Source organism: Verrucosispora sp. TAA-831, from assembly GCF_050780145.1.
Taxonomy (GTDB): Bacteria; Actinomycetota; Actinomycetes; order Mycobacteriales; family Micromonosporaceae; genus Micromonospora.
Window position 1 is genome coordinate 4,895,346 of sequence record NZ_CP192240.1, and the last position, 15,783, is coordinate 4,911,128.

Here is a 15,783-nt window from a genome sequence, read left to right on the forward strand (position 1 = left end):
CCGCCGCACCCGCCCACCAGCACGTCCCCGCGCGGCCTGGGAGGTAAGGAAGGGTCCCCTGCTATACACGAGGCGTTAGAAAGGGCCCCCTCCTTTCACGGGTCGTGTCGGCTGACTGACGGCACGTGACGCCCGAGGCCGTTATCCTCCGGAAATGGGGAGGCACGGGGCGCGGCTGCGCTGGGTGGTGGCCCTTGTCTCGGTCACGATCGCGGTGCTGGCCACGGTGGATCGTCTCGTCGAACGTGAACGTGAGTGGGCACACGGCGGCGACCAGGTCGCGGTGACCGCCGAGGCGCGCCTGCCCGAGCCGGACCGGGTGGGGCGGGCCGCCGCCGCGTTCGGCTGGCCGCACGCGACCGACCGGGTCCACGGCGATCCCGACCGGCAGTCGGTCGTGCTGCGACTGCGCTGGTCCGGACCGCCCCGCAAGGGCCACTACCAGGTCATGCTGCTGGACGACCGGAGTTCACCGCCCCGGGTGCTGCACCCCGAGGGCGGCTTCGACGCCGCCGGCGACGCCGGATTCGGCTGGTCCACCGAGTACGAGGTGCTGGCCGCCCGCTACGACTGGCTGGCCGACACCGCCGTCCGAGAGGAGCCCGACGGTACGCAGGGAAGCGCACCGCACGTCGGCGCGATCGGCACCCGGGCGACCGGTGACGGCAGCCTGATCGGGGTGTACCGCCTCGACCCCGGCGCGCTGCCGCTGGAGGATCCGACCCGCCTGGTGGTGGCCTTCTGCCACGTCGACGACGACGGCGAGGTCCGCTGGGCCAAACGTGTCCCGGTCCCCCCGAGCTACTGAACCCACCAGCCGTCGACGTGGCACCACAACTGGTCGACACGCCGGGTGGAGACCAGGTGTACTGCCACGATCCGGGTGCTGCCCGGCCAGTCGCGCAACGTGGACGGGGAACGGCGGTCCCGGCGGGCCGGCTCGTAGAATCCTCGGATGGTCTCCCCCGCCGACGTGAGCCTCACCGACCTGGCCACCTCCGACGCGCCCGTCGCCGAGAAGGTGACAGCGGCGCTCGACGTGTTGCGGCGGGTCTTCGGGTACGACTCCTTCCGTGGCTTCCAGCAGGAGGTCATCGAGCACGTGGCGGCCGGCGGGGATGCGCTGGTGCTGATGCCGACCGGTGGCGGCAAGTCGCTGTGCTACCAGATTCCGGCGCTGGTCCGTGACGGTGTGGCGGTGGTGATCTCGCCGTTGATCGCGTTGATGCAGGACCAGGTCGACGCGTTGACCGCCGTCGGGGTGCGCGCCGGCTTCCTGAACTCCACGCTGGATCTGGACACCCGCCGGGTGGTCGAGGCGGAGTTCGTCGCCGGGGAGATCGACCTGCTCTACCTCGCCCCGGAGGCGCTGGCCAGCCGGGCCACGTTGAGCCTGCTGGACCGGGGCCGGATCAGCCTGTTCGCCATCGACGAGGCGCACTGCGTGTCGCAGTGGGGTCACGACTTCCGGCCGGACTACCTCAACCTGTCGATGCTGCACGAGCGTTGGCCGGGCGTACCCCGCATCGCGCTGACCGCCACCGCGACCAGCGCCACCCGTACGGAGATCGCCAACCGGCTCAACCTGACCGACGCGCGGCACTTCGTGGCCAGCTTCGACCGGCCCAACATCCAGTACCGGATCGTGCCGAAGCGGGAGGCGCGCAAGCAACTGCTCGCGCTGCTGCGCGACGAGCACCCGGGCGAGGCAGGCATCGTCTACTGCCTGTCGCGCGCCTCGGTGGAGAAGACGGCCGAGTTCCTCACCGCCAACGGTATCGACGCGCTGCCGTACCACGCCGGTCTGGACGCGGCCACCCGCGCCGCCAACCAGCAGCGCTTCCTGCGCGCCGACGGCGTGGTGATGGTGGCGACGATCGCCTTCGGCATGGGCATCGACAAACCGGACGTCCGCTTCGTCGCCCACCTGGACCTGCCCAAGTCGGTCGAGGGCTACTACCAGGAGACCGGCCGTGCGGGCCGGGACGGCCTGCCGTCGACCGCCTGGCTGGCGTACGGGCTCCAGGACGTCGTCCAGCAACGCAAGATGATCGACACCTCCGAGGGCGACCTGGCCCACCGGCGCAACCTCGCCGCGCACCTCGACGCGATGCTGGCGCTCTGCGAGACGGTGCGCTGCCGCCGGGTGCAGTTGCTCGACTACTTCGGCCAGCGCCTGGACGGTGACTGCGGCAACTGCGACACCTGCCTGGCCCCGCCGGAGTCCTGGGACGGCACGGTCGCCGCGCAGAAGCTGCTCTCCACGGTGTTCCGGCTGGATCGGGAACGCAACCAGCGGTTCGGCGCCGGACACTGCGTCGACATCCTGCTGGGCAAGAGCACCGACAAGATCGTCCAGCACCGGCACGACTCGCTCACCGTCTTCGGCATCGGCGACGATCTGAGCGAGGCGGAGTGGCGGGGCGTGGTGCGCCAGTTGCTCGCCGAGGGCCTGCTCGCCGTCGAGGGTGACTACGGCACCCTGGCGCTCACCGACGCCAGCGCCGAGGTGCTCGGCCGCCGACGTACCGTGATGATGCGCCGGGAGCCGGCCCGCCCGGCGAAGACGGCCAAGCCCCGGGGCGCGGCCACCGTGGTCGCGGAACTGCCGGCCGAGGCAGCCGGTACGTTCGAGCGCCTGCGCGCCTGGCGCGCGGCCTCCGCCAAGGAACAGGGCGTACCCGCGTACGTCATCTTCCACGACGCCACGTTGCGGCAGATCGCCGCCGACGCCCCGTCGTCGCTGGCCGAGCTGTCGCGGATCAGCGGCGTCGGCGAGAACAAGTTGGCCAAGTACGGCGAGCAGATCCTCGGGGTGCTTGCCGACCCGGCCTGACCCGCCGCTCACCCGCCCGCCAACGGCACCCGTCCGCGCGGCTCACCCACCTGCTGCTCGGCTGCCCCCGCTCACCGCGCGCTGCACGACGCCCGTCGCTCATCGCCCGCTGCTCCGCTGCCCCCCTCACCGTCCGCTGCTCGGCGCCCGCTGCTGCTCGGCCCCCGGCCGGGCGATGTCGGCGGGCCCAGCGGGCGGTGCCCCCTCCTTCCCACCAGGTCAGCGCCTGTCGAGCTGAACCGTCCGTGCTCTCGGAAGGAGTGATCCGCCGACGCAGTCAGCTCGATAGTCGTGGTACCCCATCTGGCAGGCCCCGGCGGCGTGCCGACATCGACACCGCCGACACGGTCGCGCTCGCGCCGACCAGCCTGGTGCTCGACCAGTTCGGAGGGAACCTGACCACGCCCGAGATCGCGTAGAAGCCGACGAGGCGCCGACGACGCCCGCTCGGGCTGCCGCGCGGGTCGACGAGGCGGTCGTTGTCGGGACCGGCCGTCCGGATCAGTCGGTGGCGGCCGGACTGTCGGCGGCGCCGAGTGCGGTGAGGATCGCCTCGGCGGTGCGGCGGCCGACGCCGGGGACCTCGGTGATCTCGTCCACGGTGGCGGCCGAGAGGCGCTTGAGGGAGCCGAAGTGGCGCAGCAGCGCCTTGCGGCGTACCTCGCCGAGGCCGGGGACGCTGTCCAGCGCGGAGGTGGTCATCCGCTTGGAGCGGCGCTGCCGGTGGAAGGTGATGGCGAAGCGGTGCGCCTCGTCGCGTACCCGTTGGAGCAGGTAGAGCCCCTCCGAGGTGCGTGGCAGGATGACTGGGAAGTCGTCGTCGGGCAGCCAGACCTCCTCCAGCCGCTTGGCCAGGCCGCACAGCGCCACGTCGTCGATGCCCAGCTCGGCCAGCGCCTGCGCGGCGGCGGTCACCTGTGGTGCGCCGCCGTCGACCACCACCAACTGCGGCGGGTACGCGAACCTGCGCGGCCGTCCGGTGGTCGGGTCGACCAGCACACCCACCTTCGGCTCGTCCTCGGCGACGTCCACACCGCCGAGCGTCGCCGCACCGGGGGCAGCCGGGCCGGCGGCAGCCAGGTCGGCAGCGGACTCCACGCCCACCTCGCCGGTCTCGGCGCGGGCGTCGAGGTAGCGGGCGAAGCGGCGGCGCAGCACCTCGGACATCGCGGAGAGGTCGTCGGTGGCGCCCCGGATGATGAAACGGCGGTACTCGCTCTTGCGGGGCAGACCGTCCTCGAAGACGACCATGCTGGCCACCACGTCGGTGCCCTGGATCTGGGAGATGTCGAAGCACTCGATGCGCAGCGGTGCGGTCCGCAGCCCGAGCGCGTCGGTGATCTCGTCGAGTGCCTTGCCGCGGGTGGTCAGGTCACCGGCCCGCTTGAGCTTGTGCCGGGCCAGCGCGTCCTTGGCGTTGCGTTCGACCGTCTCCATCAGGGTGCGTTTGTCGCCGCGCTGCGGCACCCGCAGCGTCACCCGGGTGCCCCGGTGCTCGGAGAGCCAGTCGGCGAGGGCGTCGGCGTCGGCGGGCAGCTCCGGCACCAGCAGTTCGCGCGGGACGTCGGTCTCGCCCTGCTCGCCGCCGTAGACCTGGGTGCAGAAGTGGTGCACCAGGTCACCGGTACTGAGGTCCTCGGTCTTCTCCACCACCCAGCCGCGCTGGCCGCGTACCCGGCCGCCGCGCACGTGGAAGACCTGCACCGCGGCTTCCAGCGGGTCGTCGGCGAATGCCACCACGTCGGCGTCGGTGCCGTCGCCGAGCACCACGGTCTGCTTCTCCATCGCCCGGCGCAGCGCGGCGACGTCGTCGCGCAGCCGGGCCGCCCGCTCGAACTCCAGCGCCTCGCTGGCCTCGACCATCTCGCCTTCCAGCTTGCGCACCATGGTGTCGGTGCGTCCGGCCATGAAGTCGCAGAAGTCGTCGACGATCTCGCGGTGCCGTTCGGCGGTGACGCTGCCGACGCAGGGCGCGGAGCACTTGCCGATGTAGCCGAGCAGACAGGGCCGGCCGACCTGCCCGGCCCGCTTGAACACCCCGGCGGAGCAGGTCCGCGCCGGGAAGACCCGCAGCAGCAGGTCGAGCGTCTCGCGGATGGCCCAGGCGTGCGAGTACGGCCCGAAGTAGCGCACCCCCTTGCGCTTGGTGCCCCGCATGACCTGCAACCGTGGGTACTCCTCGTCGAGGGTGACCGCCAGGTACGGGTACGACTTGTCGTCGCGGTAGCGGACGTTGAACCTCGGGTCGTACTGCTTGATCCAGAGGTATTCGAGCTGGAGCGCCTCGACCTCGGTGCCGACGGTGACCCAGTCGACCGACTCGGCGGTGGTGACCATCTGCTGGGTGCGCTGGTGCAGGCCCCAGAGGTCGCCGAAGTAGGAGTTGAGCCGGCTGCGCAGGTTGCGCGCCTTGCCGACGTAGATCACCCGGCCGGTGCCGTCGTAGAAGCGGTAGACCCCCGGCGCCTCGGGGATGGTGCCCGGCGCGGGACGGTAGGTCGACGGATCAGCCACACTCCGAGACTAGTCGCCACCCCCGACAGCCCTGATCATCCCCACTCGCCCCTTTCTCCGCCCGCGTGGGGCCGGCGTACCGGGGAGTCGCGATTGACGCCTTCCAATCTCGGGTGCCGACGCCTACCATCCAGTAACCGAATGTTCTTCACGTAATGATCCCGCCCGATGGTCCCCCGTCCACAGAGGATCGCCATGCCTGGTCACACCGCCACCCGCCGGCTGCTCGCCGGTGCGACCGCCGCCGTCGCGGTCGCCACCGCGCTCGTCGGCGCGTCGTCCCCCGCCACCGCCACCGCGCCCGCCCCCGACGCCGGCACCCTCGCCGTCAACGTCGGCAACGCCTTCGCCGCCAACGACTACTGCCTCGGCGAGTGCTCGGAGATCCTGCCGCCCGGCCAGAACGGCAACGCCACCCTCGTCGAGGTCCTGGGCAACCAGGCGTTCGGCACACTGCCCCGACACTCCGCCGACCAGCTCGACACGTACGCCAACCTGGTCTACGGCTACGCCGGGCTGCGCGAGGACCAGGTCAGCACATTCTTCCGGGACGCCTCCTTCGGCGTCGCCCCCAGCCAGGTCGAGCGCGACTACTCCCCGCGCTCCGACGTCCGGATCGTGCGGGACCGGACCAACGGTGTCCCGCACATCACCGGCACCACGCGAGGCGGCACCATGTACGGCGCCGGGTACGCCGGAGCCGAGGACCGACTCTTCACGATGGACCTGCTACGGCACGTCGGCCGGGGCACGCTGACCCCGTTCGCCGGTGGCGCACCGGGCAACCGGGCGCTGGAGCAGAGCGTGTGGCGCACCTCCCCGTACACCGAGGCGGACCTGCAGGCCCAGGTGAACGCGTTGCGCGGCAAGGGCGGCGCACGCGGCGAGCAGCTCTACGCCGACGTGCAGGAGTACGTCGCCGGGGTCAACGCCTACATCCGGACCTGCATGGCCAACCGCAACTGCCCCGGCGAGTACGTGCTGACCGGTCACCTCGACGCGATCACCAACGCCGGTGGGCCGAAGCCGTTCGTGATGACCGACCTGATCGCCATCGCCGGGGTCGTCGGCGGTCTGTTCGGCGGTGGCGGCGGCACCGAGATGCAGTCGGCGCTGGTGCGCATCGCTTCCCGGGCCAAGTTCGGTCCGACCGAGGGCGATCGGGTGTGGAACGCCTTCCGGGGGCAGAACGACCCGGAGACCGTGCTGACCCTGCACGACGGGCAGAGCTTCCCGTACGGTGACGCCTCGCCGAACGCGCCCAGCGTGGTGCTGCCGGACGCCGGGTCGACCCGGGTCGAGCCGATCTTCACCGACCCGACCGGCTCCGCCACCGCCGCCACCACCTCGAACCGCAGCTCGGAGCTGGCCGCCGCGCTCTCCGGGCTGACCATCGACCCGGCGCACCGGGGCATGTCCAACGCGGCCGTGGTCTCCGCCGCCCACTCCGCCACCGGCCACCCGATCGCCGTCTTCGGGCCGCAGACCGGCTACTTCTCCCCGCAACTGCTGATGGTGCAGGAGTTGCAGGGACCGGGCATCAGCGCCCGCGGCGCCGCCTTCGCCGGACTCAACCTCTATGTCCTGCTCGGCCGGGGTCAGGACTACGCCTGGAGCGCCACCTCCTCGATCCACGACATCACCGACACGTACGCGGTGCCGCTCTGCGTCCCCGGCGGCGGTACGCCGACGCTGGCCAGCAACCACTACCTGTTCCGGGGCCAGTGCCAGGCGATGGAGGAGCTGTCCCGGGTCAACCGGTGGACCCCGACCGTCGCCGACGGCACCGCAGCCGGCTCGTACAAGCTGGTCGCCTGGCGTACCAAACTGGGCCTGGTGGGTTGGCGCGGCACGGTGGGCGGAGTGCCGCACGCGTTCACCCAACTGCGGTCCACCTACGGCCGCGAAGCCGACTCGGCCATCGGCTTCCAGATGTTCAACGACCCGACCCAGATGGGTTCCGCCGAGGCGTTCCTCACCTCCGCGCACAGCGTCGAGTACGCCTTCAACTGGTTCTACGTCAACTCCTCCCAGTCGGCGTACTTCAACTCCGGACTCAACCCGGTGCGGGCCGACGGCAGCAACCCGAACCTGCCGATGAAGGCCGAACGCGCCTACGAGTGGCAGGACTTCGACCCGGCGACCGGCACCGCCCGGTACGCGCCGCGTTCGGCCCACCCGCAGTCGATCAACCAGGACTACTACATCAGTTGGAACAACAAGCAGGCCAAGGACTTCGGTGCCGCCGACGGCAACTTCAGCTTCGGCGCCGTACACCGTGGTGATCTGCTGGACAAGCCGATGAAGGCGGCCATCTCGGCGGGCCGCAAGTTCGACCGGGCCTCGCTGACCGAGCTGGTGCAGCGGGCCGGGCTGACCGACCTGCGCGGCGCCGAGGTGCTCGGCGAGCTGATCCGGGTGCTGGAGAGCCAACCGGTCACCGACAGCGCACTGACCACCGAGATCAACCGACTCAAGGCCTGGCGGCAGGCGGGTGCGCTGCGGGTGGAGACCGCCAAGGGCGCCAAGGTGTACCAGCACGCCGAGGCGATCCGTACCTTCGACGCCTGGTGGCCGCTGCTGGTGCGGGGCATCTTCCGCGACCAGCTCGGCACGGACCTCTACCAGTCGGTGATCAACGCGATGCAGATCAACGAATCGCCGTCCGGTCTGCAACAGGGCGACGTGTCGAACCTGCCGTCGTCGGCGAACAGCGCGCAGACCCACAAGGGCTCGGCGTTCCAGTACGGCTGGTGGGGCTACGTCGACAAGGACCTGCGGGCGGTGCTGGGCGACCCGGTCGCCGGCGGCCCCGGGCGGACCTTCTGCGGCGCCGGCAACCTGGGCACGTGCCGTCAGGTGCTGCTGGACACGCTGCGCACCGCGTCGACGACCCCGGCCACCCAGACGTACCCGGGCGACGCCACCTGCGCCGCCGGTGACCAGTGGTGCGCGGACGCGATCGTCCAGTCGCCGCTGGGTGGGATCAAGCACGCCACCATCGCCTGGCAGAACCGCCCCACCTACCAGCAGGTGGTGTCGTTCCCGGCCCGGCGTGGCGACGCGGTGACCAATCTGGCCACCGGGCGTCCGGTGACCGCCTCCAGCAGCCAACTCGGCAACGGTGCCGGCCGTGCCGTCGACGGTGACCTGAACACCCGCTGGGCCAGCTCCTGGTCGGACAACCAGTGGCTGCGGGTGGACCTGGGCTCGGTGCGGCAGGTCGGCCGGGTGGTGCTGGCCTGGGAGTCCGCGTACGCCCGGTCGTACCGCGTCGAGGTCTCCGACGACGGCGGCACCTGGCGGACGGTCTGGTCGACCACGGCCGGCGACGGCGGCACCGACGTGCTGACCTTCGCCCCACAACAGGCCCGCTACGTGCGGGTGTACGGGCTCACCCGGGCCACCACGTACGGCTTCTCGCTGTGGGAGCTGTCCGCGTACGCGCAGTGACACACACGGGCGCGGCCGGGGCGAGATCGCCCCGGCCGCGCCCGTGTCCGCGTGCCCCGGTCAGGCCAGCGAGATCTGGTCCCCGTCGACCTTGACCTCCTTGGCCGGCAGGCCGGTGGTCGCCGGCCCGGCCTTGACCGAGCCGTCCTCGATGGAGAACTTGCTGCCGTGACAGGTGCAGTTGATCGTCCCGCCGTCGACGTTCGACACCGGGCAGCCCTGGTGCGTGCAGATCGGGTCGAACCCCTTGAACTCCCCGGCGGCGGGCTGGGTGATCACCACGCCCTGGGCGGCGAAGACAGCGCCCCCGCCGACCGGGATGTCGGCGGTCCTGGCCAGGGACTGGGCTCCCGCACGGTCCCCGCCACCGGGGTCTCCGGTGTTGGTGACCTCCGGGCCACCGCTGGTCGGGGCCGCGCCGTCACCGGAGTCGTCACCGCCGCCGCACCCGGCCAGCACCACCGCCGCGCCGACCGCGCCCACGCCGGTCAGCAGACTCCGTCGGGTACGCGTGTCCGCACCGGCCAGCACCTGTTCGTCACTCATGCTGCCTCGTTTCTCTGTTCGGCTACCACCGTGCATGATCCGTGGCTACGTCTCACGACACGCACCACTCTGCCCGGTGGTTCACCCGATCGGCCACTCCGGCGTACCCCGACGGGTGGACCCGACCGCCGCACGGGCGACGGTCGGGCCTGCGGGTCAGCGGGCGGTGGCCGCCTTGCGACCGCGCGTCTTGGCACCGTCGCCCTTGGCACCACCGGCTTTGGCAGCATTAGTCCTGGCACCGCCGGCCTTGGCGCCGTTGGCCTTGGCGGCCCGGGCGGTGGCCGCCTTCGCGCCCTTGGCCGTGCCGTCCAGCTTGAGCACACCACGCAGGAACTGCCCGGTGTGGCTCTCGGTGACCTCGGCGACCTCCTCCGGGGTGCCGGTGGCGAGCACCGTGCCGCCCCGGTGACCGCCCTCCGGGCCCATGTCGATCAGCCAGTCGGCGCTCTTGATCACGTCGAGGTTGTGCTCGATGGTGATCACCGTGTTGCCCTTGTCGACCAGACCCTCCAGCACCAGCAGCAGCTTGCGGATGTCCTCGAAGTGCAGGCCGGTGGTCGGCTCGTCGAGCACGTACACCGTGCGTCCGGTGGACCGCTTCTGCAGCTCGGAGGCGAGCTTGACCCGCTGCGCCTCACCGCCGGAGAGGGTCGGCGCCGGCTGGCCCAGCCGGACGTAGCCCAGCCCCACGTCGACGAGCGTCTTGAGGTGCCGGTGGATGGCCGGGATGGCGGAGAAGAACTCGGCCGCCTCCTCGATCGGCATCTCCAGCACGTCCGAGACGGTCTTGCCCTTGTAGTGCACCTCCAGGGTCTCCCGGTTGTACCGGGCGCCCTTGCAGACCTCGCACGGCACGTACACGTCGGGCAGGAAGTTCATCTCGATCTTGATGGTGCCGTCGCCGGAGCACGCCTCGCAGCGTCCGCCCTTGACGTTGAACGAGAACCGACCCGGCCCGTACCCCCGGACCTTGGCCTCGGTGGTCTCGGCGAACAGCTTGCGCACGTGGTCCCAGACCCCGGTGTAGGTCGCCGGGTTCGAGCGCGGCGTACGGCCGATCGGTGACTGGTCGACGCCGACGACCTTGTCCACGTGCTCCAGCCCACCGACCCGGGTGTGCCGGCCGGGCACCAGCCGGGCACCGTTGATCTGGTTGGCCAGCACCGCGTAGAGGATGTCGTTGACCAGGGTCGACTTGCCCGACCCGCTGACCCCGGTGACGGCGATGAGCTGGCCCAGCGGGAAGCTCACCGTCAGGTTGCGCAGGTTGTGCTCGCGGGCGCCGTGCACCACCAGCTCCCGGCCCGGCGTCTGCCCACGGCGTCCCGCCGGGATCGGGATCTCCCGGCGACCGGACAGATAGGCCCCGGTCATCGACTCCGGGTTGGTCAGCAGCTCCGGCACCGAGCCGCTGTGCACGATCTGCCCGCCGTGCTCCCCCGCCCCCGGACCGATGTCCACGATCCAGTCGGCGGTGCGGATGGTGTCCTCGTCGTGCTCGACCACGATCAGCGTGTTGCCCAGGCCACGCAGCCGGACCAGGGTCTCGATCAGCCGGTGGTTGTCGCGCTGGTGCAGCCCGATCGACGGTTCGTCCAGCACGTAGAGCACGCCGACCAGGCCGGAACCGATCTGGGTGGCGAGCCGGATGCGCTGCGCCTCACCACCGGAGAGCGTGCCGGCGGGCCGGTCCAGCGAGAGGTAGTCCAGACCGACGTCGAGCAGGAACCGCAGCCGGGCGTTGATCTCCTTGAGCACCCGCTCGGCAATCAGCTTCTGCCGGTCGGTCAGCTCGATGCCGGCCAGCAGGTCGGCGCACTCTCCGACGGACAGGTTGCACACCTCGGCGATGCTGCGCCCGGCCAGCGTGACGGCGAGCACCTCGGGCTTGAGCCGGGCACCGCCGCAGGCGGCACAGGGCACGTCGCGCATGTACCCCTCGTACTTCTCCCGGGACCACTCCGACTCGGTGTCGGAGTGCCGGCGCTCGATCCACTGCACCACGCCCTCGAAGCCGGTGTAGTACGAGCGCTCCCGGCCGTACTTGTTGCGGTAGCGCACGTGCACCTGATCGTCGGAGCCGTGCAGGATGGTCTTCTGCGCCCGCGACGGCAGCGCCCGCCACGGGGTGTCGACGTCGAAGTGCTCGGCCTCGCCGAGCGCCTCCAGCAGTCGCAGGAAGTACTCCAGGTTGTGCCCGGTGGCCCAGGGCTGGATCGCGCCCTCGCGCAGGCTGCGCTCCGGGTCCGGGACGACCAACTCCGGGTCGACCTCCTTCTTGGTGCCCAGGCCGGTGCACTCCGGGCAGGCGCCGTACGGCGCGTTGAAGGAGAAGACCCGGGGCTCCAGGTCCTCGATCGCCAGCGGGTGGTCGTTCGGGCAGGCCAGGTGCTCGGAGTAGCGGCGCTCCCGGCCCGGGTCGTCCTCGGCCAGGTCGACGAAGTCCAGCAGCACCAGACCGCCGGACAGGCCGAGCGCCGCCTCGACCGAGTCGGTCAGCCGCTGCTTGGCGCCGGCCTTGACGCTGAGCCGGTCGATCACCACCTCGATGGTGTGCTTCTCCTGCTTCTTGAGCTTCGGCGGGTCGGTGAGCTGGTGCACCACCCCGTCGACCCGGGCCCGGGCGTACCCCTTGGACTGCAGCTCGGCGAAGAGGTCGACGTACTCGCCCTTACGGCCGCGCACCACCGGGGCGAGCACCATGAAGCGGGTGCCCTCGGCCATCGCGAGCACCCGGTCGACGATCTGCTGCGGGCTCTGCTTGGAGATCCGCTCGCCGCAGACCGGGCAGTGCGGCACACCGACCCGGGCGAACAGCAGCCGCAGGTAGTCGTAGACCTCGGTGATGGTGCCGACGGTCGAGCGCGGGTTACGGGAGGTCGACTTCTGGTCGATCGAGACCGCCGGGCTCAGGCCCTCGATGAAGTCGACGTCCGGCTTGTCCATCTGGCCGAGGAACTGCCGCGCGTACGACGACAGCGACTCGACGTAGCGGCGCTGCCCCTCGGCGAAGATCGTGTCGAAGGCCAGGCTCGACTTGCCCGAACCGGACAGCCCGGTGAACACGATCAGGGCGTCCCGGGGCAGGTCGAGGCTGACGTCACGCAAGTTGTGCTCGCGTGCGCCACGAATGATCAAACGGTCGGCCACGGTCCGTGTACTCCCGGGTGAGAATGACGAAGGAAGATCTGTCCGCTTTCGGAGGAGAACCGGCCTTTTCGGGCTGGTTCCAGCGGTTGTGCCGGCGCGGAGAAAGCGCCCCGGCAACTGTAGACCCGCCCTACGACAATCTGCCCCGACGGCGAGGCCGGTGAGCCGCGCGGCGTCGGGTCTCGTGAGCGATCTCGCGGTGCAACCGCCGCCAGCTCTCCCAGCGCCGGGCGGTCAGCTCACCCGCCCGCAGCGCGTCCTGCACCGCACACCCCGGCTCGACCTCGTGCCCGCAGTCGCCGTACCGGCACTCGGCGGCCAGCGCGGCGATGTCGCCGAAGGCCCGGTCGAGCCCGGCCGCGCCGTCGAGCAGACCGACCGCCCGGACGCCGGGGGTGTCCACCACCGCCCCACCGCCGGGCAGCAGCACCAGCGCCCGCCAGGTGGTGGTGTGCCGGCCCTTGCCGTCCACCCGCCGGATCGCCTGGGTCGGCATCACCGTCGCCCCGGCCAGCGCGTTGACCAGGCTCGACTTGCCCGCACCGGAGGGTCCCAGCAGGCCCAGGGTGCGTCCGGCGCCGACCTCGGCGCGCAACGGCTCCAGCCCCACCCCGTGCTCGGCGCTGACCGGCAGCACCGGCACGCCGGGCGCGAGCGCCGCGAGTTGCCGCGCCACCGCGGCCGGGTCGGCCGCCAGGTCGGTCTTGGTCAGCACCACCAGGGGCCGGGCGCCGGACTCGTGGGCCAGCGCCAGCAGCCGCTCCACGCGGGCGGCGTCGGGCGCCGGGTGCACCGCCTCCACCACGGCGGCCACGTCCAGGTTGGCGGCCAACAGGTGACCGGCGGCGTCCTTGCCGGCGGTGCGCCGCACCAACGCGGTCCGCCGGGGCAGCACCGCCTCCACGGTGATCCGGGCGTCGGGCCAGTGCCCGAGCAGCACCCAGTCACCCACGCCGGGCAGTCGGGTGGGGTCACCGGCGGCGGCGACCAGCACCGCCCCACCGGAGGTGGCGCGCACCGGCCCCGCCTCGGTCAGCACGGTGCAGACCCCACGGTCGACCCGGGCCACCCGGCCCGGACGATGATCGGTACGGACACGTCGCAGATGCGCCGCCCGCTCGGCGTCCCAGCCCAGGGCGGTCAAAGTGATGCTCATGCTCGACCGCCACCTCCTCCACCCGACGCCGCGAACCACTGACGACGGTAGGCCCACGGGTGCCCCGCCGGAAGTGAATTCCCCGGCGACGCGGACCGGCGCGGCGGCTAGGGTCGGAACGTGACGACAGACCCCCTTTTACTCACCGGCGACGTGACCGACGCCACCGCTCGACTGCTGCGCACGGCGGCCACCTTCGACGCCGACGACCTGGCCGCGCCGTCGCTGCTGCCCGGCTGGACCCGGGGTCACGTGCTCGCCCACGTGTGTCGCAACGCCGACGGATTCGCCAACCTGCTCACCTCGGCGCGCACCGGCGAGTCGATCCCGCAGTACGCCAGCGCGCAGGCCCGCGACGCCGACATCGAGGCCGGCGCGACCCGCCCGCCCGAGGAGCACCTGGACGACCTGCGCCGCAGCGCGGACCGGTTCGCCGAGGCGGTCGCGGCGATGCCGGCGCCGGCCTGGGCGGCCACCGTCGAGACCCGACGGGGTCCCTGGCCGGCCGCCCTGCTGGTCTGGGGACGGCTCCGCGAGGTGGAGATCCACCACGTCGACCTGGCCGCCGCCTACCGGCCGGCGGACTGGTCGCCGACCTTCGGCCACCGGCTGCTGCACGAGGTGGCCACCGGCTTCGCCGGCCGCGACGACGCACCGCCGATGGTGCTGCGCTTCGACGGCGCCGGTCACGAACTGGTGGTGGGCGAGCGCGCGGGGGCGCCCGTCGTCACCGGTCCGGCGGCGGAACTCGCCGCCTGGCTGACCGGCCGCAGCACCGGCACCGCCCTGACCGTCGCTCCCGACGGTGACCTGCCCCGCCCACCGGAATGGATCTAGGAAGACGATGACCTACCGCGGAGATGTCACCCCCGGCGGCCCGCCGGCCGTACGCGAGCTCGACGCCCTGACCATCACCAAGCTGTCGGTCGGACCGATGGACAACAACGCGTACCTGCTGCGCTGTCGGCACACCGGTGACCAGGTGCTGATCGACGCCGCCAACGAGGCGCCCCGGCTGCTGGAGCTGATCGGGGACGACGGGCTGCGCGCCGTGGTCACCACCCACCAGCACATGGACCACTGGGTGGGGCTGGAGGAGGTCGTCGCCAAGACCGGGGCCCGCGCGCTGGTGCACGCCGACGACGCGGAGGGGTTGCCGATCGCGGCGCAGACCCTGACCGACGGGGACACGGTGCCGGTGGGCGACTGCGGCCTGGAGGTGATCCACGTCAAGGGGCACACCCCGGGTTCGGTGGCGCTGCTCTACCGCGACCCGGCGGGCACCCCGCACCTCTTCACGGGGGACAGCCTCTTCCCAGGTGGGGTGGGGAACACCGACCAGGACCCGGAGCGCTTCGCAGCGCTCATCGACGACGTGGAGCACAAGCTGTTCGACCGGCTGCCGGACGAGACCTGGTTCTATCCGGGTCACGGCCGGGACTCGACGCTCGGCGCGGAACGCCCGCAACTGGCCGAGTGGCGCGCCCGAGGCTGGTGAGGTTGTGGGGTCGCCGTGTCAGTGGGTGACCCCGCCCAGCCGACGACGCACGCCGAGCAGCACCAGGGCGGCCAGCAGCAGGCCGCCGACCATGGTGACCAGCATCGGGCTCGCCCCGCCGGGCAGCAGCCCGATCAGCGACCGCGACGCGGTGCCCACCAGCAGGTAGAGCCCGGCCCACGCGCCCGCGCCGAGCGAGGCGAAGCCGAGGAAACGCGGGTACGACATGTTCAGCCCGCCGGCGGCGAGCGGCAGCAGCGCGTTGAACACCGGCAGGAACGGGGCGACCAGCACCAGCCGGCCGCCGTTGCGGCGCAGGATGACCTCGGCGGTGGCCCAGCGGGTCTCGCCGACCCAGCCGCCGAAGCGACTGTGGCGCAGGTCCTCGCCCCACCGTCGGCCGACGAGGAAGGTCAGCGACCAGCCGGCGAGACATCCGGTGACCACGGCGACGAAGGTGGCCAGCCCGGTGGCCGGGGTGCCGACCGCCACGGCGGCGAGGATCGCCACGTCGCCGGGGACCAGGACGCCGAACAGCGGGACCGCGTCGAAGACCATGACCACCCCGAGCACCGCCATCAACAGGGCCACGGGGAGTTCTCCGACCTGGGCCAGCTGGTTCGCCAT

The 15,783-nt window shown here is 71.8% G+C and carries 10 protein-coding genes; 5 read left to right on the top strand and 5 right to left on the bottom strand.

The genetic code is table 11. The features are described 5' to 3' along the window. The first annotated feature begins 154 nt into the window (after positions 1–154). Entirely contained in the window at positions 155–808 is a 654-nt protein-coding gene (locus ACQVFL_RS21665; RefSeq protein ID WP_431727484.1) for a hypothetical protein, read from the top strand. Positions 809–955: 147 nt separating this feature from the next. Beyond that, complete coding sequence (gene recQ / locus ACQVFL_RS21670) at positions 956–2,836, top strand: DNA helicase RecQ (RefSeq protein WP_396692864.1); 1,881 nt, start codon at positions 956–958, stop codon at positions 2,834–2,836. Positions 2,837–3,337: 501 nt separating this feature from the next. On the opposite strand, the gene uvrC is transcribed toward recQ, so the two are convergent. Then, complete coding sequence (uvrC, locus tag ACQVFL_RS21675; RefSeq protein ID WP_431727485.1) at positions 3,338–5,350, bottom strand: excinuclease ABC subunit UvrC; 2,013 nt, start codon at positions 5,348–5,350, stop codon at positions 3,338–3,340. A gap of 195 nt (positions 5,351–5,545) precedes the next feature. On the opposite strand from uvrC, the gene ACQVFL_RS21680 reads away from it, so the two are divergent. Continuing rightward, positions 5,546–8,803, top strand: coding sequence for a penicillin acylase family protein (locus ACQVFL_RS21680; RefSeq protein ID WP_431727486.1), 3,258 nt, complete (start codon positions 5,546–5,548; stop codon positions 8,801–8,803). Positions 8,804–8,863: 60 nt separating this feature from the next. Here the strand turns inward: ACQVFL_RS21680 and ACQVFL_RS21685 are convergent, their stop codons facing one another. From ACQVFL_RS21685 to rsgA, 3 genes are all read right to left on the bottom strand, one after another. Continuing rightward, on the bottom strand, positions 8,864–9,349 hold the full coding sequence (locus ACQVFL_RS21685) for a Rieske (2Fe-2S) protein (protein WP_396692869.1): 486 nt from the start codon (positions 9,347–9,349) through the stop codon (positions 8,864–8,866). Between the two features lie 156 nt (positions 9,350–9,505). Next, positions 9,506–12,502 carry an excinuclease ABC subunit UvrA gene (gene uvrA, locus ACQVFL_RS21690; protein WP_431727487.1) on the bottom strand — a complete coding sequence of 999 codons (2,997 nt, stop codon included), beginning with the start codon at positions 12,500–12,502 and terminating at the stop codon, positions 9,506–9,508. A 130-nt stretch (positions 12,503–12,632) separates the two neighbouring features. Then, the gene (gene rsgA, locus ACQVFL_RS21695) at positions 12,633–13,658 is read right to left on the bottom strand and encodes a ribosome small subunit-dependent GTPase A (RefSeq protein ID WP_431727488.1); all 1,026 of its coding nucleotides are present in this window, start codon (positions 13,656–13,658) and stop codon (positions 12,633–12,635) included. Between the two features lie 120 nt (positions 13,659–13,778). Here rsgA and ACQVFL_RS21700 point away from each other — a divergent pair, with 120 nt between their 5' ends. Continuing rightward, positions 13,779–14,495, top strand: a complete 717-nt coding sequence (locus ACQVFL_RS21700; RefSeq protein ID WP_431727489.1) for a maleylpyruvate isomerase family mycothiol-dependent enzyme — start codon at positions 13,779–13,781, stop codon at positions 14,493–14,495. 7 nt (positions 14,496–14,502) lie between these two features. Then, on the top strand, positions 14,503–15,156 hold the full coding sequence (locus ACQVFL_RS21705) for an MBL fold metallo-hydrolase (protein WP_431727490.1): 654 nt from the start codon (positions 14,503–14,505) through the stop codon (positions 15,154–15,156). 18 nt (positions 15,157–15,174) lie between these two features. On the opposite strand, the gene ACQVFL_RS21710 is transcribed toward ACQVFL_RS21705, so the two are convergent. Further along, positions 15,175–15,783 carry a DedA family protein gene (locus tag ACQVFL_RS21710; protein ID WP_396692876.1) on the bottom strand — a complete coding sequence of 203 codons (609 nt, stop codon included), beginning with the start codon at positions 15,781–15,783 and terminating at the stop codon, positions 15,175–15,177.

Excerpts from the sequence above, each read along its gene's own strand:
- ACQVFL_RS21665 (WP_431727484.1), top strand. The coding sequence starts at position 155 with ATGGGGAGGCACGGGGCGCGGCTGCGCTGGGTGGTGGCCCTTGTCTCG.
- recQ (WP_396692864.1), top strand. The coding sequence starts at position 956 with ATGGTCTCCCCCGCCGACGTGAGCCTCACCGACCTGGCCACCTCCGAC.
- ACQVFL_RS21680 (WP_431727486.1), top strand. The coding sequence starts at position 5,546 with ATGCCTGGTCACACCGCCACCCGCCGGCTGCTCGCCGGTGCGACCGCC.
- ACQVFL_RS21685 (WP_396692869.1), bottom strand. The coding sequence starts at position 9,349 with ATGAGTGACGAACAGGTGCTGGCCGGTGCGGACACGCGTACCCGACGG.
- rsgA (WP_431727488.1), bottom strand. The coding sequence starts at position 13,658 with ATGAGCATCACTTTGACCGCCCTGGGCTGGGACGCCGAGCGGGCGGCG.
- ACQVFL_RS21705 (WP_431727490.1), top strand. The coding sequence starts at position 14,503 with ATGACCTACCGCGGAGATGTCACCCCCGGCGGCCCGCCGGCCGTACGC.
- ACQVFL_RS21710 (WP_396692876.1), bottom strand. The coding sequence starts at position 15,783 with ATGGCGAACCAGCTGGCCCAGGTCGGAGAACTCCCCGTGGCCCTGTTG.